At 64.7% G+C, this 16,724-nt stretch carries 14 protein-coding genes and 1 tRNA gene; 11 read left to right on the forward strand and 4 right to left on the reverse strand.

What is annotated here, in order from left to right:
• Positions 1-23: 23 nt before the first annotated feature.
• Positions 24-608 carry a superoxide dismutase gene (locus tag ACFONC_RS12985; RefSeq protein ID WP_386744762.1) on the reverse strand — a complete coding sequence of 195 codons (585 nt, stop codon included), beginning with the start codon at positions 606-608 and terminating at the stop codon, positions 24-26.
• A gap of 136 nt (positions 609-744) precedes the next feature.
• On the opposite strand from ACFONC_RS12985, the gene grxD reads away from it, so the two are divergent.
• From grxD to ppnN, 5 genes are all read left to right on the forward strand, one after another.
• A complete protein-coding gene (gene grxD, locus ACFONC_RS12990) occupies positions 745-1,065 on the forward strand; it encodes a Grx4 family monothiol glutaredoxin (RefSeq protein ID WP_386744764.1) in 321 nt (106 codons plus the stop codon).
• Positions 1,066-1,073: 8 nt separating this feature from the next.
• Complete coding sequence (locus ACFONC_RS12995; RefSeq protein WP_386745151.1) at positions 1,074-1,823, forward strand: SDR family NAD(P)-dependent oxidoreductase; 750 nt, start codon at positions 1,074-1,076, stop codon at positions 1,821-1,823.
• A gap of 90 nt (positions 1,824-1,913) precedes the next feature.
• Positions 1,914-2,513 carry a YhgN family NAAT transporter gene (locus ACFONC_RS13000; protein WP_386744765.1) on the forward strand — a complete coding sequence of 200 codons (600 nt, stop codon included), beginning with the start codon at positions 1,914-1,916 and terminating at the stop codon, positions 2,511-2,513.
• 241 nt (positions 2,514-2,754) lie between these two features.
• Entirely contained in the window at positions 2,755-5,928 is a 3,174-nt protein-coding gene (locus tag ACFONC_RS13005; protein WP_386744766.1) for a TonB-dependent receptor, read from the forward strand.
• Positions 5,929-6,202: 274 nt separating this feature from the next.
• Positions 6,203-7,606, forward strand: coding sequence for a nucleotide 5'-monophosphate nucleosidase PpnN (gene ppnN / locus ACFONC_RS13010; protein ID WP_386744768.1), 1,404 nt, complete (start codon positions 6,203-6,205; stop codon positions 7,604-7,606).
• 165 nt (positions 7,607-7,771) lie between these two features.
• Here the strand turns inward: ppnN and ACFONC_RS13015 are convergent, their stop codons facing one another.
• Entirely contained in the window at positions 7,772-8,782 is a 1,011-nt protein-coding gene (locus ACFONC_RS13015) for a sensor histidine kinase (RefSeq protein ID WP_386744769.1), read from the reverse strand.
• 188 nt (positions 8,783-8,970) lie between these two features.
• Here ACFONC_RS13015 and ACFONC_RS13020 point away from each other — a divergent pair, with 188 nt between their 5' ends.
• The 6 genes from ACFONC_RS13020 to ACFONC_RS13045 are packed head-to-tail and all read left to right on the forward strand — an operon-like array spanning position 8,971 to position 15,600.
• On the forward strand, positions 8,971-9,534 hold the full coding sequence (locus ACFONC_RS13020) for a GspH/FimT family pseudopilin (RefSeq protein ID WP_386744771.1): 564 nt from the start codon (positions 8,971-8,973) through the stop codon (positions 9,532-9,534).
• Position 9,535: 1 nt separating this feature from the next.
• Entirely contained in the window at positions 9,536-9,985 is a 450-nt protein-coding gene (gene pilV, locus ACFONC_RS13025) for a type IV pilus modification protein PilV (RefSeq protein WP_386744773.1), read from the forward strand.
• Positions 9,982-11,025: a prepilin-type N-terminal cleavage/methylation domain-containing protein gene (locus ACFONC_RS13030; RefSeq protein WP_386744775.1), complete on the forward strand. Its 1,044-nt coding sequence runs from the start codon at positions 9,982-9,984 to the stop codon at positions 11,023-11,025. Before pilV ends, ACFONC_RS13030 begins: the two co-directional genes overlap by 4 nt.
• Positions 11,022-11,564 carry a pilus assembly PilX family protein gene (locus ACFONC_RS13035; RefSeq protein WP_386744777.1) on the forward strand — a complete coding sequence of 181 codons (543 nt, stop codon included), beginning with the start codon at positions 11,022-11,024 and terminating at the stop codon, positions 11,562-11,564. Before ACFONC_RS13030 ends, ACFONC_RS13035 begins: the two co-directional genes overlap by 4 nt.
• An 11-nt stretch (positions 11,565-11,575) precedes the next feature.
• The gene (locus ACFONC_RS13040; protein WP_386744778.1) at positions 11,576-15,184 is read left to right on the forward strand and encodes a pilus assembly protein; all 3,609 of its coding nucleotides are present in this window, start codon (positions 11,576-11,578) and stop codon (positions 15,182-15,184) included.
• A gap of 32 nt (positions 15,185-15,216) precedes the next feature.
• Positions 15,217-15,600 carry a type IV pilin protein gene (locus tag ACFONC_RS13045; RefSeq protein ID WP_386744780.1) on the forward strand — a complete coding sequence of 128 codons (384 nt, stop codon included), beginning with the start codon at positions 15,217-15,219 and terminating at the stop codon, positions 15,598-15,600.
• A 259-nt stretch (positions 15,601-15,859) separates the two neighbouring features.
• Here ACFONC_RS13045 and ACFONC_RS13050 read toward each other — a convergent pair.
• Positions 15,860-15,936, reverse strand: a tRNA-Asn gene (locus tag ACFONC_RS13050).
• A 68-nt stretch (positions 15,937-16,004) separates the two neighbouring features.
• Positions 16,005-16,547 (reverse strand): GspH/FimT family pseudopilin, encoded by a 543-nt coding sequence (locus tag ACFONC_RS13055; protein ID WP_386744782.1) that lies wholly within the window; start codon positions 16,545-16,547, stop codon positions 16,005-16,007.
• Positions 16,548-16,724: the final 177 nt, after the last annotated feature.

A 16,724-nucleotide genomic window follows, 5' to 3' on the forward strand; every position in this document is an offset into this window, starting at 1 on the left:
CCGGATCAAGTCCGGGGCAGGCTCTACATGTTCGAGGCGGCGAAGTCCCAGTTGACGACGTTCCAGAACGCCTCCAGGTACTTTGCCCGCGCGTTGCGATAGTCGATGTAGTACGCGTGTTCCCACACGTCGCAGGCGAGCAGCGGCTTGTCGCTGCCGGTCAGCGGCGTCGCGGCGTTCGCGGTCGCGGCCAGGGCGAGGCCGCCCTCGGCGCGCTGCACCAGCCAGACCCAGCCGGAGCCGAACGTCCGAAGCGCCAGCTCGTCGAACTGCGTGCGCAGAGCCTCCACGCCGCCGAACGCCTTGTCGATCGCCTCGGCCAGCGCCCCGGTCGGCTCGCCGCCGCCACCGCCCGCCGCCGGCCGCAGGCACTGCCAGTAGAAGGCGTGGTTCCAGGCTTGCGCCGCGTTGTTGAACATCGCGCCCTGGGCGCCGCGGACGATGTCTTCCAGCGCCATCTCGGCGAACGGCGTGCCCGTGATCAGCTCGTTGAGCCTGTCCACGTAGGCGCGCTGGTGCTTGCCGTGGTGGAAATCGACCGTCTCCGCGGAAATATGCGGTTCCAGCGCGCTGCGCTCGTAGGGCAGGGGGGGCAGTTCGATGGCCATGGTGTCCTGGGGTGGTTCATCCGGCGCGCGGCGGGCGGGCCTGCAACCGTGCGTGGGCTTACAATACGGCCTTCCGAAACCCCACGCACGGCCGCGGCGTTCCTGCCGCGGCGCCGTGCCATGCAGGAGTAGTGCAATGCCCGTTCTCGAGCGGATCAAGGCCGAAGTCGAAGGCCACCCCATCGTCCTTTTCATGAAGGGCACGGCGCAGTTTCCGATGTGCGGCTTTTCCAGCCGTACCGTGCAGGCGCTCAAGGCCGCCGGCGTCGGCGAGCTGCACACCGTCAACGTGCTGGAGGAGCCGGAGATCCGCGCCAACCTGCCGCGCTATTCCAACTGGCCGACCTTCCCGCAGCTGTTCATCCACGGCGAGCTGATCGGCGGCTGCGACATCACCATGGAACTGTACGAATCCGGCGAGCTGGCCCGCATGGTCGCGGAAGTGCAGAAGGCGTGAGGGCAACGGTGGCCACCGCCGGCGGCGTGCAGCCCGGCGTGCTGCAGGACCGGGTGATCCTGGTCAGCGGCGCGCACGGCGGCCTCGGGCGCGCGTCCGCGATCGCCTGCGCGCGCGCGGGCGCGACCGTCGTCCTGCTCGGCCGCAAGGTGCCGAAGTTGAACCGCGTCTACGACGCCATCGCCAAATCGGACGAGGCGCTGCCGGAGCCGGTGAACTACCCGTTCGACCTCGAAGGCGCATCACCCGACGACCACGCCGATCTCGCGCGCCGCGTCGAAGGGGGCTTCGGCCGCCTGGACGGGCTGCTGCACTGTGCCGCGGATTTCCACGGCCTGGCTTCGCTCGAACGCAGCGACCCGGCGCGGTTCGCGCGCGCCGTGCACGTCAACCTCACCGCGCGCGCATGGCTCACCCAGGCCTGCCTGCCGCTGCTGCGCAAGGCGCCGGACAGCGCGGTGGTGTTCGCGGTCGACGACCTGGAGCGCGTCGGCGGCGCCTACTGGGGTGGTTACGGCCTGGCCCAGCACGCCACCGCCGCGCTGGTCGGCATGCTGCACGCCGAACTGGCCAACTCCACCGTGCGCGTCAGCGGCCTGCAGCCCGGCCCGATGCGCACCTCGCTGCGCGCCCAGGCCTACGTCGAGGAAGACGACCGCGAAGCCGCCGAGCCCGTGCGCTACGCCGACGACTGCGTGACGCTGCTGTCGGCGGTGGGCGCCGAGCACCGCGGGCGGGTGTGGAACCCGCTTGCGTGAGCGTGCTCCGGTGACCGATGCCATCTCGACCTTCCGTCGCCGTCATTCCCGCTTTCGCGGGAATGACGGTTTGAAGTTGCGGGCACGCCAATGACCATCGTCTCCGCCGCCGTGCTGCTGTTCCTGATCCTCGACCCGCTCGGCAACGTGCCGGTCGTGCTCAACCTGCTGCGTCCGCTGACGCCAAAGCGTCAACGGATCGTCATGATCCGCGAACTGCTCATCGCGCTCGGCGTGCTGCTGGTGTTCCTGTGGTTCGGCAAGTACGCGCTCGAACTGATGCACCTGCGCCAGGAATCGGTGTCGATCGCCGGCGGCATCGTGCTGTTCCTGATCGGCATCCGCATGATCTTCCCGCCGGCGGAAGGATTGATGGGCGCTCTGCCCGGCGGAGAGCCCTTCATCGTGCCAATCGCGATCCCGATGATCGCCGGGCCGTCGGGCATGGCCGCGGTGATGCTGATGGGCAGCCAGGAGCCCGATCGCCTTGGCGCCTGGAGCCTGGCGCTGATGATCGCCTGGGGCGCGACCGCTGTGATCCTGCTGTCGGCCACCTTCCTGTACAAGCTGCTCGGCACCCGTGCGCTGACCGCGGTGGAGCGCCTGATGGGCATGCTGCTGGTCGCGATTTCGGTGCAGATGTTCCTCGACGGCATCGGCGCCTACCTTGGAATCGCTTCCACGGCCTGAGGGCGAAAAATCACGATCAATGACTTGCCGGACATTGCTCAAGTCACGGCGGAAATCGCCGGAAACGCCCGTGATGGAGTTGTCATTTCGCTGTCATCCGGCCCGTCTATTGTGTTAATCTGTTGTTAACCCCAGAGGGCGGGCGCGGAGCTCGTGTGGGGTGTGTGGGGACCCCCGTTTCGTATCCCAAAGGCTTGCGCACGCCGCGCAACACCGTCAATCGTATCGAGGCCAAACAGACATGAACCATTCCCGTCTTCGACTTTCCAAGCTGTCGCTTGGGCTGATCGCTGCACTCGCCGCCGCGCCCGCTTTCGCGCAGAGCACATCCGCCGGTATCGGCGGCCAGGTCACCGGTGCCGACGGCCAGCCGGTTGCCGGCGCGGAAGTGACGATCACCCACGTCGAGTCGGGCACGGTCAGCCGCGCCACCACCGATGAGAACGGCCGCTACAACGCGCGCGGCCTGCGCGTTGGCGGTCCGTACACCGTCACCGCCACCAAGGCCGGCGCCGGCACCGATACCGAGGACGGCATCTTCCTCGACCTCAACAAGGTCAACGCGGTCAACGCGCAGCTCGGCAGCGACGACACCACCACGCTGGCGACGGTCGCGGTCACCGCGTCGCGCATGCTCGATACCTTCAACCCCGACAACAAGGGCGTCGGCACCTCGCTCAGCGGGCGCCAGCTGGAAATCCTCCCGGCGGGCAGCCGTTCGCTCGACGATGCCGCGCGCATGGACCCGCGCGTCACGGTGATCGACCAGGCGGGCGGTTCGATCTCGGTTGCGGGCGTCAACAACCGCTACAACACCATCTCGGTCGACGGCCTGTCGCAGGGCGACCCCTTCGGCCTGAACGGCAACGGCATGCCGTACACCGGCAGCCCGATCTCCGTGGACACCATCGCCGCCTACGACATCAAGATCTCCGACTACGACGTCGCCGCCGATACCGTCGGCGCCACGATCAATGCGGTGACCAAGTCGGGCACCAACGAGTTCCACGGCTCGGTGTACTACGTCTACAAGGATTCCAAGGACCTGGTCGGCAGCCGCGACGGGCAGGAGTACGACCTGTTCGACACCGACGAGACCATGGGCGTCACCCTCGGCGGCCCGATCGTGAAGGACAAGCTGTTCTTCTTCGCCTCGTACGAAGAACAGGAAATCACCGACTTCGGTGGCGCGTCGCAGTCCGACGGCGTGTCCAACGGCTTCGTCAGCTCGCAGGAAGTCCAGGATGCGATCGCCACCGCCACCGCCCTCGGCATGGTGCCCGGCAACTACGGTTCGACCGGCGTCAACCTCGAGAACAAGCGCTACCTGGTCAAGCTGGACTGGAACATCAACGACTACCACCGCGCCAGCCTGACGTACCAGCAGACCAAGGAATTCCGCCCGTCTCCGTACGACGCGTATCCGGAAAACGTGGTGCTGTCGAGCCACTGGTACAACATCGACAACATCACCAAGAACACCTCGCTGCAGCTGTTCAGCGACTGGACCGACAACTTCTCGACCGAGATCAAGCTCAGCCACCAGAAGTTCGACCAGGTCAACGGCAACCCGATCAACCAGCCTGAAGTCGAGATCGAAACCGCCGGTGGCGGCTCGATCTTCATCGGCGAAGACAACAACCGCCACGAGAACCAGATCAACACCGAGCGCTACACGCTGTCGGCGTTCGGCACCTACTACGCCGGCGACCACACCATCAAGGGTGGCTTCGACTACCTGCGCCATGACGTGTACAACCTCTACGGGCGCGACCTGCACGGCTCGTACGTGTTCACCAGCCTCGCCGATTTCGCCGCGGGCGACTACGACGTGTACAACCTGCGCCGCCCGGCCCCGGGCTACTCGGAGGCCGACACGGCGGCTGCCCTGGTCTACAGCCAGTTCAGCCCGTTCCTGCAGGACACCTGGCAGGTCAACGACCAGCTGTCGCTGACCTACGGCCTGCGCGTGAACATTCCGAAGGCCGACAAGGCCCCGGTCCGCACCCCCGGCTTCGAGGAAGCGTTCGGCTTCCCGAACGACTACAAGCTGGGTTCGGACAACAAGGTCATCATGCCGCGAGTGTCCTTCAACTACGCGTTCGACACCGAGCGGTTCTCGCAGCTGCGCGGTGGCGCGGGCGTGTTCCAGAGCATCCCGCCCTTCGTCTGGCTGGCCAACCCCTACCAGAACAACGGCGTGACCTCGCTGTCGTACCGCTCGTTCGACCCGGCCACTGCGCCGTTCAGCGCCGATCCGTACAACCAGAACATCCCGGCGGGCGGAAGCCCGAGCTACCAGATCGACTCGATCGATCCGGACTTCAAGCTGCCGAGCGTCTACAAGTTCAGCCTCGGCTACGACACCGAGCTGCCTTGGTGGGGGCTGATCGGCACGATCGATTACCAGATGATCAAGGCCAAGGACGCCGTGTTCTACCAGGCGCTGAACCTCGGTCCCGCGCAGGGCACCCTGGCCGACGGCCGCCAGTACTTCTGGTGCGACCTGGGCAACATGAGCAGCAGCAACCGCACGTGCGGCGCCAACCCGGACTTCACCACCAACTCCACGGTGATGGGTAATACCGACAAGGGTTCGGCTTCGTCGATCACCTTCGCCCTGAACAAGCCGCTGGCCAACAACTGGTTCGGCAGCCTGAGCTATACCTTCACGAAGGCCGACGAAGTGGCTTCCGATGGCAGTTCCCAGGCCTGGTCCAGCTACCAGTACGTCTCGCGCGTCAATCCGAACCAGGAGATCGCGACCACGGCCGGCCGCCAGATCCGCGACTCGATCAAGGCCACGCTCGGCTGGGAGAAGGCGCTGTTCGGTGATTACAAGACCAGCGTTGCCGCGTACTACAACGGTCATTCCGGCCTGCCGTACACCTGGACCATCAACGGCGACACGAACGGCGACGGGATCTTCCAGGATCCGGCGTACATCCCGCTGGTCGACGACCCGATCGTGAGCTACGGCTCGGCGACGCCCGGCCAGATCGCGGCGTTCCACGAGTTCATCGAGAACAATTCGTACCTGTCTGCGCGCCGCGGCAGCATCGCCGAGCGCAACGGGGACACCTACTCGTGGGTCAACCAGCTCGACGTGAGCTTCCAGCAGGAGCTGCCCGGCTTCTTCAAGGGCCACAAGTCGGTGATCCGCCTCGACATCTACAACTTCCTCAACCTGCTGAACAAGGATTGGGGCGAGACGATGGGCGAGACGTTCTCGGACAACACCCGCTACCTGGCACGCCTGGCGTCGGTCAATCCCGATGGCACCTACACCTACAACCTGGGCAGCGAGAGCAGCCCGACGTGGGAGGAGCTGAGCGAGTACGACGCCAATGCCTCGTACCCCTCGCGCGTGGTGTCGCGCTGGTCGGCGATGCTGACCCTGCGCTACCAGTTCTGATCCACCGCAAGCCGCAACACGGAACGGCCGGGGCAACCCGGCCGTTTTCTTGTGGACCGGGGTTATGCCCCCGACGCTCCGGCTCACGCACCGGCGCCCGGAAATCGAAAATGCCGTAGGTCGGGGTTACATCCCGACGGCTTTTGATCTTCAGGGCGTCGGGGGGGGGCGAGCCCAACCACGATGTGTGGCTGTCGGGGGCGTAGCCCCGACCTACGATGCCCCGCACTGCGCTAAAGTCCCAACCGACGACAAGAACAAGACAGACGACTGGATGACCAAGACCCAAGACACCCCCGCGTCCCCGCGCACCACCTCGCTTCCTACCGTCAACGCCCGCATCTACCCGCGCAGCGGCCTCGACATCCTTTCCCGCGAGGAAGTCGCGCGCCTGCGCGACGCCTCCCGCGGCGGAATGCACGACCTGTTGCGCCGCTGCACGCTGGCTGTGCTGACCACCGGCAGCACCTCCGACGATCCGCGCGCCGCGCAGGAGCTGTACCCGGACTTCGACATCGAGGTGCGCCAGCAGGACCGCGGCCTGCGCATCGACCTGAAGAACGCCCCGGCCATCGCCTTCGTCGACGGCGAGATCATCCGCGGCGTCGCCGAACTGCTCGCCGCCGTCGTGCGCGACCTCGTCTACACCGCGATCGAACTCGCGCCCGAATACGCCGACGAGCTCGGCACCTCCGCAGGCGTCACCGATGCCGTGTTCCGCCTGCTGCGCAATGCCTCCGTGCTGCAGCCGGCCGACCCCAACCTCGTCGTCTGCTGGGGCGGCCACTCCATCAACCGCGACGAGTACCAGTACACCAAGGACGTCGGCTACGAGCTGGGCCTGCGCGGCCTGGACATCTGCACCGGCTGCGGCCCCGGCGCGATGAAGGGCCCGATGAAGGGCGCCACCATCGCCCACGCCAAGCAGCGCCAGCGCCGCCCGCGCTACATCGGCATCACCGAACCGGGCATCATCGCCGCCGAATCGCCGAACCCGATCGTCAACCAGCTGGTGATCATGCCGGACATCGAGAAGCGGCTCGAATCCTTCGTCCGCCTCGGCCACGGCATCATCGTGTTCCCCGGCGGCGTCGGCACCGCCGAGGAGATCCTGTACCTGCTGGGCATCCTGCTGCGCGAGGAGAACGCGCAGCTGCCGTTCCCGCTGATCCTCACCGGCCCGGTGGCCTCGGCGCCGTACTTCGAGCAGATCGACAAGTTCATCCGCCTCACCCTGGGCGAAGCCGCGACCGCGCGCTACGAGATCATCGTCGGCGATCCGGAAAAGGTCGCCAGGCAGATGGCCGCCGGCATCCGCAAGGTGCGCGAGTACCGCCTGGACCAGAAGGACTCGTTCTACTTCAACTGGTCGCTCGACGTGCCACTGGAATTCCAGCAGCCGTTCCAGCCCACCCACGAAGCCATGGCCGCGCTCGACCTGCACCACGGCCGCAAGCCCCACGAACTGGCCGCCGACCTGCGCCGCGCCTTCTCCGGCATCGTCGCCGGCAACGTCAAGGAAGACGGCATGCGCCGGATCGAGGAATTCGGCCCGTTCCAGATCCACGGTGACACCGACATGATGGAATCACTCGACGCCCTGCTGCGGGCCTTCGTCGAACAGCGCCGCATGAAGATCAGCGGCGACTACAAGCCCTGCTACGAAGTCATCGCGTAATTCGACTCCGTAGGTCGGGGTTACGCCCCCGACGGCTTTTCAGGGTTACGCCCCCGACGGTCTTGCGGCGGCGTGCCGGCCGGAGGCATTGGATCAATGGCCGAAGAACAAGAGCCGTCGGGGGCGTAACCCCGACCTACGGGTTCCCAACCACGTTTGCTCCCATCACCCCACCGGCAACCGCATCCGCGCCACGAACGCCTCCCCCTCGCGCCCGGACTCCACGCTGCCACGCCCGCCCGTGCTCGCTTGCACCCGCGCCCGCGTCGCCTGCAAACCGATCGAATGCCCGGCGCGTGCATCGTCATTCCCCGCCGTGCCCAGCGCGTTGCGCACCTCGATCACGGCCTCGTCGCCCTCCACGGCCACCTCGATGTCGATCCCGCCACCCTCTGGCGACCGCTCGATTCCGTGCCGCACCGCGTTCTCCACCAGCGCCTGCACCGACAGCGCCGGCACCGCCAGCTCCGGCAACGGCTCCGGCAGCCGCCACGTCACCCGCAGCCGCGGCCCGAACCGCACCGCCTCGATCTCCAGGTAGCGGCGCACCAGCGCCAGCTCTTCGCCCAGCGCCACGTCGTGCGGCCGCGCCAGCGCCGCGCGGAACAGGTCCGACAATCCCAACAGCAACTCCTCCGCCTGCTCCGGCCGCTGCCGCACCAGCGCGATGCCGCTGTTCAAGGTGTTGAACAGGAAGTGTGGCCGCACCCGCGCCTGCAGTGCCTCCAGCTCAGACTGCTTGGCGCGAACCGCAAGCCGCGTGGCCTCGGAGTAGTTCTGGAACGCCATCAATGCCAGCAGGCCTACCACCAAGGCGATGCCCAGCATGCGCAGCATGAAAGACAGAGCACCCTGGTCCAACCCCGCGCTCAAGTCGAGCAATGCCCATGCCGCCGAAGCCACCAGCAGGGTCATCGCCAACAGCAGTCCGAGGCAGACCCAGGCGAGCACGGACGCTGTCAGGCGCGACAGGGGGCGGCGCAGCAGGTACAGCATGCACAACGTGCCAACTGCAACCCACTGGATGCCGAGAGACGCCAGTCCGAACTGGAGCATCCGTGCGCCTGGCCGTCCCGACGCCAGTGCAAGCATCAGGGCCAGGGCCTCGCCCGCCAGCACGACGGTGATCAGCGCAGGCGGGCGGAACAGCGCCTCGAGGGGGCGGTGGTCAGGCATGTCGATATCCCGGAGCGTGGACGGTCTTCCCCTGGCGATCATATGCACATCATGCTTCCCCGTTTCGAGTGGTCGTCGCCAGGGTCCGGGAAATGCCGCCTGCCTCCGGCAACCGCCCGCTCGTCGGGGGTGGATGGCGTCGCATGGGAGCATCCGTTAGGGTCGAATCGCCGAGTGCAGGGGGAGCTATGCTGCAACACCGCCCAAAAATCGCGGGATTATCCGCCGCGCGTGGGTTTACGCTGGTCGAGTTGATGGTCACGTTGGCGGTTCTTACCATCATTGCGGTCATCGCCATGCCGAGCTTCGCCAACCTGATACGGGGTAATCGCCTGGTCTCGTCGGCGAACGAAATGGTGGCACTGCTGCAGACGGCGCGCACGAGCGCCATCAGCAACCGCGCAAGCGTCACGGTCTGCCCCAGCAACGATGGCGCCAACTGCGCCGCGTCGCCGGGTAGCCACTGGATTGCCCTGATGACCAAGGACGGCGTCAATACGGTACTGCGGGACGGCACTTTGCATCCGTCGGTCACGGTCAAGGCCAGTGCGAATCTTGCCGGTGGCAGCAACAGGTTCACGTTCACGCCCATCGGGTTTTCGGCGGTGGGGACCAAGGCCAGCGGTACCTTGGGCCTGTGCGTGAGCAACATGTCCGGCAACAACGGCATTGATGTCAGCGCAAGCGCCGGACGGGTCAACACTGCCCGTCGTGCAGCCACCGCTGCCTGCACCACGCCGGGAGACAACTGACATGGCCAACAGGAGCACGCAGTCCGTGGTACGCAAATCCCAGCTGGGCGTCAGTCTGATCGAGGTCATGGTGTCCGTGCTGATCCTGGCCATCGGGGTGCTGGGCATCGCCGCCCTGCAGACCGTCGCCCTGAAGAACTCCGGTGGCTCCGCAAGCCGCACCCAGGCAGCCATCCAGATCTACTCGATGATGGACATCATCCGGGCCAACCGCGCCAACATCAGTATCTACAACACCAATATCTATACCGAAGGCGATGGCAGCGGCACGCCCGGCACCATGATGGGCTGGCTGGATGGTCTTCAGGCTACCGTGGCGCCGGATGCCAAGGGCAGGGTCGTCTGCATTGCCGACACCATGACCTGCAGCGTGGGCGTGCAGTGGAGCGATGAGCGTGCCACCGGCGGTACTGCCAGGCCGTCCGACATCAATATCACGAGCCAGCTATGACGCACTCGCCAGCCACGACGAAGGCCGCGCAGCGTGGATTCACGCTGATTGAACTGATGGTCGCCATGATTCTCGGCCTGCTGGTGGTGGCCGCCGCCGGCAGCTTGTTCCTGTCGAGCCGCAAGGTCTACGGCACCACGGCATCGGTCAACCGCATCCAGGAGAACCAGCGCATCGCGTTCGAGATGCTGGCGCGCGACGTTCGTGAAGCGGGCGGCAATCCCTGTACCCGCAACATCGTCAACATGCTGGACACCTCGAAGCCAGGCGGCAACTACTACCTGGGCTGGGCCGATGGCCTGAGCGGGGCAGATGGAACCGGACCGAATGGTTCCGATGAGCTCACCCTGTACCTGGCCAATGGCGCCTCCATCAGCGTCACCAGCAACGGGGAGCCGAGCGCCAACATCGGCGTGAACAGTACGACAGGCCTGGTCGTCAACGACATCCTCATGGTCTGCAATGCCGAAGTAGCCGCAATCTTCCAGGCGACGTCGCTTCCGTCCGGCACGTCCATCCAGCACAACAGCGGCAATGGCAATCCCGGCAACCTCATGAAACCCTTCCAGATCGACCAGGCGTCGTTCGACGCTTCGGTGGGCGGCACCAATGCGCCGGGTTACTGCTTTCTTCCGGAAACGCCCAAGAACCCCAATTGCCTGAACGAGCCGAGCAACTCGCCGGCACAGGTGGTCAAGCCATTCGGCGTGAGGTGGTACCTGGCCAACAACGGTCGCGGAGGCACCTCGCTGTACCGGCAGGTGGTCACCAATGGTGGCGCTACGTCGGGCACGCCCGCTGAAATCGCCGAAGGCGTCACCGACATGCAGGTTACCTACAAGGTCGGGGCGGCGCCAAGTTACGTGGCTGCTGCATCGGGCCTTGCGTGGAAGCAGGTTACGGCCGTCCACGCGCAACTCGAATTCGAGGCGGTGCGTGGCGCGTTGACGAAGAACGATACCGAGGGAACCGACAACCAGGTCCTCACCCGCTCGCTGGATGACTACATCCTGCTCCGGAACCATCAGGACATCCAATGAAATCCGGTCCTTTCAACAATAATCCACGCAACAGGCAGCACGGCGCGGCGCTGCTGGTCGTGATGATGGTGCTGCTGATCCTCACCCTGCTTGGCATCGCGTCCCTTCGCGGGGGCATCATGCAGGAGCGCATGGCCGCCAACATCGCTACGCGCAGCATGTCGTTCCAGGTGGCGGAAGCTGGCTTGCGCCAGGCGGAGCTGATCGCACGCGACGGCACCGTCACCTTCCCGTCCGCGGGGTGCGCCGCGGGCCGCTGTGCGAAGGAAGCCGGGTGGGAGTCCAACAACGACTTCTGGGATGACGGCGAAGGCGGTTACCAGACCGGTACTGCGATATCGATTGGGAACAGTTCGCTCAACCCGAGATTCATCATCGAGGATTACGGCACCACTTCGGTATTGGGTGCCACGTCCAGCTGCATCGACATGTCCAAGCCCTGCATCAGCGGCACCTCGCAGAATGTTTACCGCATCACCTCCTACGCCAGGACTCCCAACGGCGCCGAGGTGATCCTCCAGTCGCTGTACAAGCGCTGATGGAGCCGATCATGACCATGAAGAAGACTTTCCAGCCCCGCAGGCCGACGCATCTGCAGACCATGGGCATCGCCGGTGTTGTTGCACTCACGACATTGATGGGGTTGCCGGTACATGCGGCTACTTCGTTCCCGAACTACCCGCTGCTGACCGGTGGAAATGCGCTTCCGCCGAACATCCTGATGATCCTGGATGATTCGGGGTCGATGGAGCGTTCGTGGATGTGGGCGGACAAAGACACCAGCAGCGGGACTGCAGACACGGTTACGGACCGTTCGTACGTAAACAACTCGCTGTACTACAACCCGACAACGGTTTATCGCCCCTGGCGCACGGCAAGCACGGATCTGGACGCGCGCCTTGAGCAGGCCGACTTCACGTCGGTTTCCAACAGCACCACAAGCCCAACTGCGAGCAAGATCAACTTGACCGACAGCAGGAACGCGTGGCGGACGTATTTTTATGTGCCCAAGGTGGCCAATCCTGGCACGACGGCCAGCAATTACGATAAGTACCGCATTGGTGCGTCCAGCTCATCGACGAGCTACAACGGCGGTGCGGTACAGTTGCAGAGCGGGGTCGTGAATTTGGCCACGGGCAATATTTCCAGCATCTCTGGCGATCAATCTTCCTCATGTATCGAGGTGGAGGCCAACGAAGCGGTAGAGATGACGATTACCGTCAATGGAAGTGGCCGCGCTCAACTGTATGTATTCCAGGATAATTGGAATTGCGGTAATTGGGATTGGGAAGACAGGCATACGGGGAATGACGAACCGAAGGTAGTCAGAATCAATGCCGACGGAGATGGTGCCGTATGGTTCAGGATTTCCAACTCGTCGAATAACAGATCGACCGGAGCGCTCACATACGCAGTAACCGTGCCCGGCTGGGTTGACATGACTCCAAAGGGCAATACCAGTGCGCTGCAGCAGGCGGAGTTGCAGAACTTCGCCAATTGGTACCAGTACCATCGCACCCGCAACAAGATGGCCAAGGCGGGCGCTTCGGAAGCATTCGGGCGACTGGGCGCGAACTATCGCGTTGGTTTCGACACTATCTGGAATCGAGGAGGTGGAAGCGAAGATACGGATGGTGAAACACCGGCGTATCCGATTCCCGTTGATACCAATGGTGGCCTGTTCAGTGGCGCCAACCGTACCGATTTCTACTCCCGGCTACATAGCGCGGGTGCGAGCGGCAACACGCCGCTCAAGGGAGCACTGCAGCGTGCCGCGCGCTACTTCAAGACGGACGACCCCTGGAGGGATTCGAACGGGGATGCGCTGACTTGCCGGCAGAACTACGCCATCCTGACCACCGATGGCTACTGGAACAATAATTCCGGTTACACGGACGTGGGCAACGCTGATGCTGCCACGAACACCGACGTTGACGGCAACGCGCCGCAGTATCCGGATACTTTTTGGAACACGCTTGCCGACGTCGCTTACGAGTACTGGCGCACGGACCTGAAGACCGGAAGCAACTGGCCGAACAACGTCCTGACCAGTGCGGCCGATCCGGCCAGCTGGCAGCACATGGTGACCTTCGGCGTGTCCATCGGCTTGCAGGGCACGCTGAATCCAAACAACCCGGCGCCCTCACCATGGAACGTGAATCCGACGACGGACGGGGAAGGGCCCAAGCGCATCGACGATCTCTGGCATGCCTCCCTCAATGGCCGCGGCAAGTTCGTGGTTGCAAGCAACACCGACCAGTTCGCTTCGGCGCTGATCGATGCACTGGCCACCATCGATTCGCGCAGTGCATCCGGATCCAACATCGCCTCCAGTTCCACCAAGACCGATACCAGCACACTGACGTTCGTGGCCGGCTTCACGTCCGGCTCCTGGACTGGCGACCTGATCGCCAGCCCGTTCAACGCCGCGCTGACGGGCGTGTCCAACCAGCCCAAGTGGATCTTGTCCAAGACCTTCCCCGGGGTCACCGATACCGGCAATGTCTACGCCGATGTCAACAAGGATTTCGCCACCATCAACAAGCGCCCGGTGCTGACCATGAAGGGCGGGACGAAGTCGCTGTTCAACACCACGATGGACGGCGCGGCCGATTTCGCGGTGCGTACCGGCCTGGCCGACGAGGTGACGGCGGCAGACAACATCGCCTACCTGAGGGGTGACCAGAGCAAGGAGCAGGGGAAGACCGGCGGCACGCTGCGCAGGCGCGCTTGGCCGATTGGCGACATCGTGGACTCCTCGCCTGCCTACGTGGCGGACACCAAGACCGTCTACATCGGAGCCAATGACGGCATGCTGCACGGCATCAACGCCGACACTGGCAAGGTGCTGTTCTCCTACGTGCCCAAGGGTATCGATTTTGCGGCCATGGCCAACCTGAGCGCTACGGCCTATGACCATCGCTATTTCGTGGACGGCCAGATCGAGGTGACCAGTCGGGCGACCCAGGGCAACAACAGGAACATCCTGGTAGGGGCGCTGGGCCGCGGCGGCCGCGGTGTATTCGCGCTCGACGTGACCGATCCCGACTCGATGGGCACCGGTGACGTGCTTTGGGACAACACGACCCAGGACACCACCACGACCCCGAACATGGGCTACGTGCTTGGCGCCGTGCGCATCCGCAAGGGCAACGGTGACAAGACCTATGCCTTCGTTCCCAACGGCATCGACAGCCCGAACCATTCGGCCACGCTGTTCGTCTATGAGCTCGGCGCGACTGGCGCGATCACTGCTACCACCGAACTGGTAGCGGGTACCGGTACCGCAAGCGATCCCAATGGCCTGATGTCGCTCGGCATGGCCGACCTGAACTCGGATGGCAAGGTGGACGTGGTCTACGGCGGCGACCTGAAGGGCAACGTGTACCGCTGGGACTTCAGTGGCGGCACGCCGCCGACGAGCGCCGTCAAGCTGTTCCAGGCAACGGACAGTGGTGGCACCCCGCAGCCGATCACCGGTGGCATCGGCGTGGGTCGCGACGCCTTGGGGAACGTTTCCGTGGGTTTCGGTACCGGCCGCTTCATCCTGAGCAGCGACGTGCCCGGCGTCGGTACCCAGCAGGTGCAGAGCATCTACGGCATCAGGGACGAGAACGCCACGATCGCAAGCCGCGCCGACCTGGAGGAACGTACGATCCCGTTCGTGGGCACCACTGCTTCCGGCGAGATCGCCCGCGGTTTCGAAAACTACTCGCCGCTGCCCGCGAACAAGAAGGGCTGGTACATCGACCTGGAGGTTCCGGAACGGGTGATCTCGGCCCCCACGATCTATGGCACGGCGATGCTCCTGTCTTCGGTGATCCCCGCTACAGGCAGCGATTGCGCAAGCGCTGCGGGCAGCGGTTTCCTGAATGCCATCAACCTGTTCACGGGCACCAGTCCGGAATCAGGCGGTTATCTCGGTAACGGCGGTACGGTCACCGACCCGGACGGCAACGTGGGAACCATTGGCAGCGTGGGCGTCACTGGCGGCATGCCGACGGAGGTCAACGTGACCAGTGGGCTCGTGACCGTCGGAACGGGTGCCTTCTCCATCGAGGATGGTGGTGCGGGCAACACGGACAGTGAAGAGCTTGGGTCACCCCCTGGCGGCTCCCCCGGCCGTGTGAACTGGCGCGAACTCGTGCCGAACGATTGAAGACCGGAGGCACAACCGTGAGGAAGACACAGATGCGAGGGTTCACCCTGATCGAGTTGATGGTTGTCGTTGCAATCATCGCGATCCTGGCGAGCATTGCATATCCCGCGTACACCGATTACATCGTCAAGACGAGACGGTCGGCGGGTGCGGCATGCCTGATGGAGCAGGCCCAGTTCATGGAGCGCTATTACACGACGAACATGGGGTATGCGGGCGCGGTGCTGCCGGCAACGGCCTGTACCAGCGAATTGAGTGACCACTACTCGTTTGCTTTTTCCGCGGGCCCCGCTGCGGCGACGTACACACTGGCGGCGACTCCCCAGGGAAGCCAGGCGTCGCAGGACAGCAGTTGCGGCACCTTGACCATCAACCAGGCGGGAGTGAAATCACCCACGACCGATGGCTGCTGGTAGGCAGGACAGAACACAGCCGCAGAAGCATGACGGACCCGCCGGAAGGCGGGTTCTTCACGTCTGGCGCTCGATGACAGTCCAACGGGCGGTGGAGTGATCGTGGTCCGCACCATCGCGGGCCGCAAATCTACTCACACCAGACGACGATGCCCGCGGACGTCGGAGGACATTCGCGGGCATCAGGATTTCGTATCTGCTTGCTTCTACCGGACCTTTTGATCCGATGCCGGATGTTGGCGAACACCCGTGTACAGCAATCTGGCGCCCGAAGTTGGACTCGAACCAACGACCCCCTGATTAACAGTCAAGTGCTCTAACCAGCTGAGCTATTCGGGCGGGGACGGCTATTTTAGGTGGTCGGGCGCTGGGGTCAAGCAAGTTCCAGCCACCGCGTGGGCAGGGACTCAGGATTCAACGAGGAACGGGCAGGGGGCGCCGCCCGGGTGCCGTTCGGTCCTAGGCCTGCCCGCGTTGTTGACGATCACGCTGCCCAGGAACCCGTCGCTGCCGGGTCGGCACAGCCGGATGCTCAGGTTGCTGCCGTACGCCCAGCCGGCGGGCAGGAAGCGGACGCGAGTGCGCCCGGACGTGCTCTGGAGCTGCAGATCGCCGCCGACGCGATCGAAGCGCTGGATGACCGTGTCATTGCCCTGCGGCTGCGGATCGCGGCCCGGGTCCTGGTAGATGATCCAACCGTCGCTCCACACCGAATCGGTCCGGCAGGTCAGGCCATCGGCGCTCGGGCACACGGTGACGGGCGCGTTGTCCTTGATGGCCCGCAATCGTGCAGCGGCCAGCGACGTGGTGAGCAGGTGGTAGGTGCCCGAGGCACGGGTTCCCTGCAGCAGGGTCGTGAAGGCGGGGAGGGCGATGGCGAGAAGGGTCGCCAGCACGGAAAGCGTTGCGACCAGTTCGATCAGCGAAAAACCGGCGTCCCTGCGGTTCATGTTCGGCTCCTTGCCAAGGGGGTTTCAGGATGCCCACGTCCTTCCGCCCGTGAAATCGGGGCTTGCCGCCATCGTCGGTAGGAAAAACCCGTAGGTCGGGGTTACGCCCCCGACGGCTTTTGATCTTCGAATTCCACGCGATGAAGGAACCCCAGCGACAAAAGCCATCGGGGGCGT

Origin of the sequence: Luteimonas soli (assembly GCF_042648865.1) — a bacterium.
GTDB lineage: Bacteria > Pseudomonadota > Gammaproteobacteria > Xanthomonadales > Xanthomonadaceae > Luteimonas > Luteimonas soli.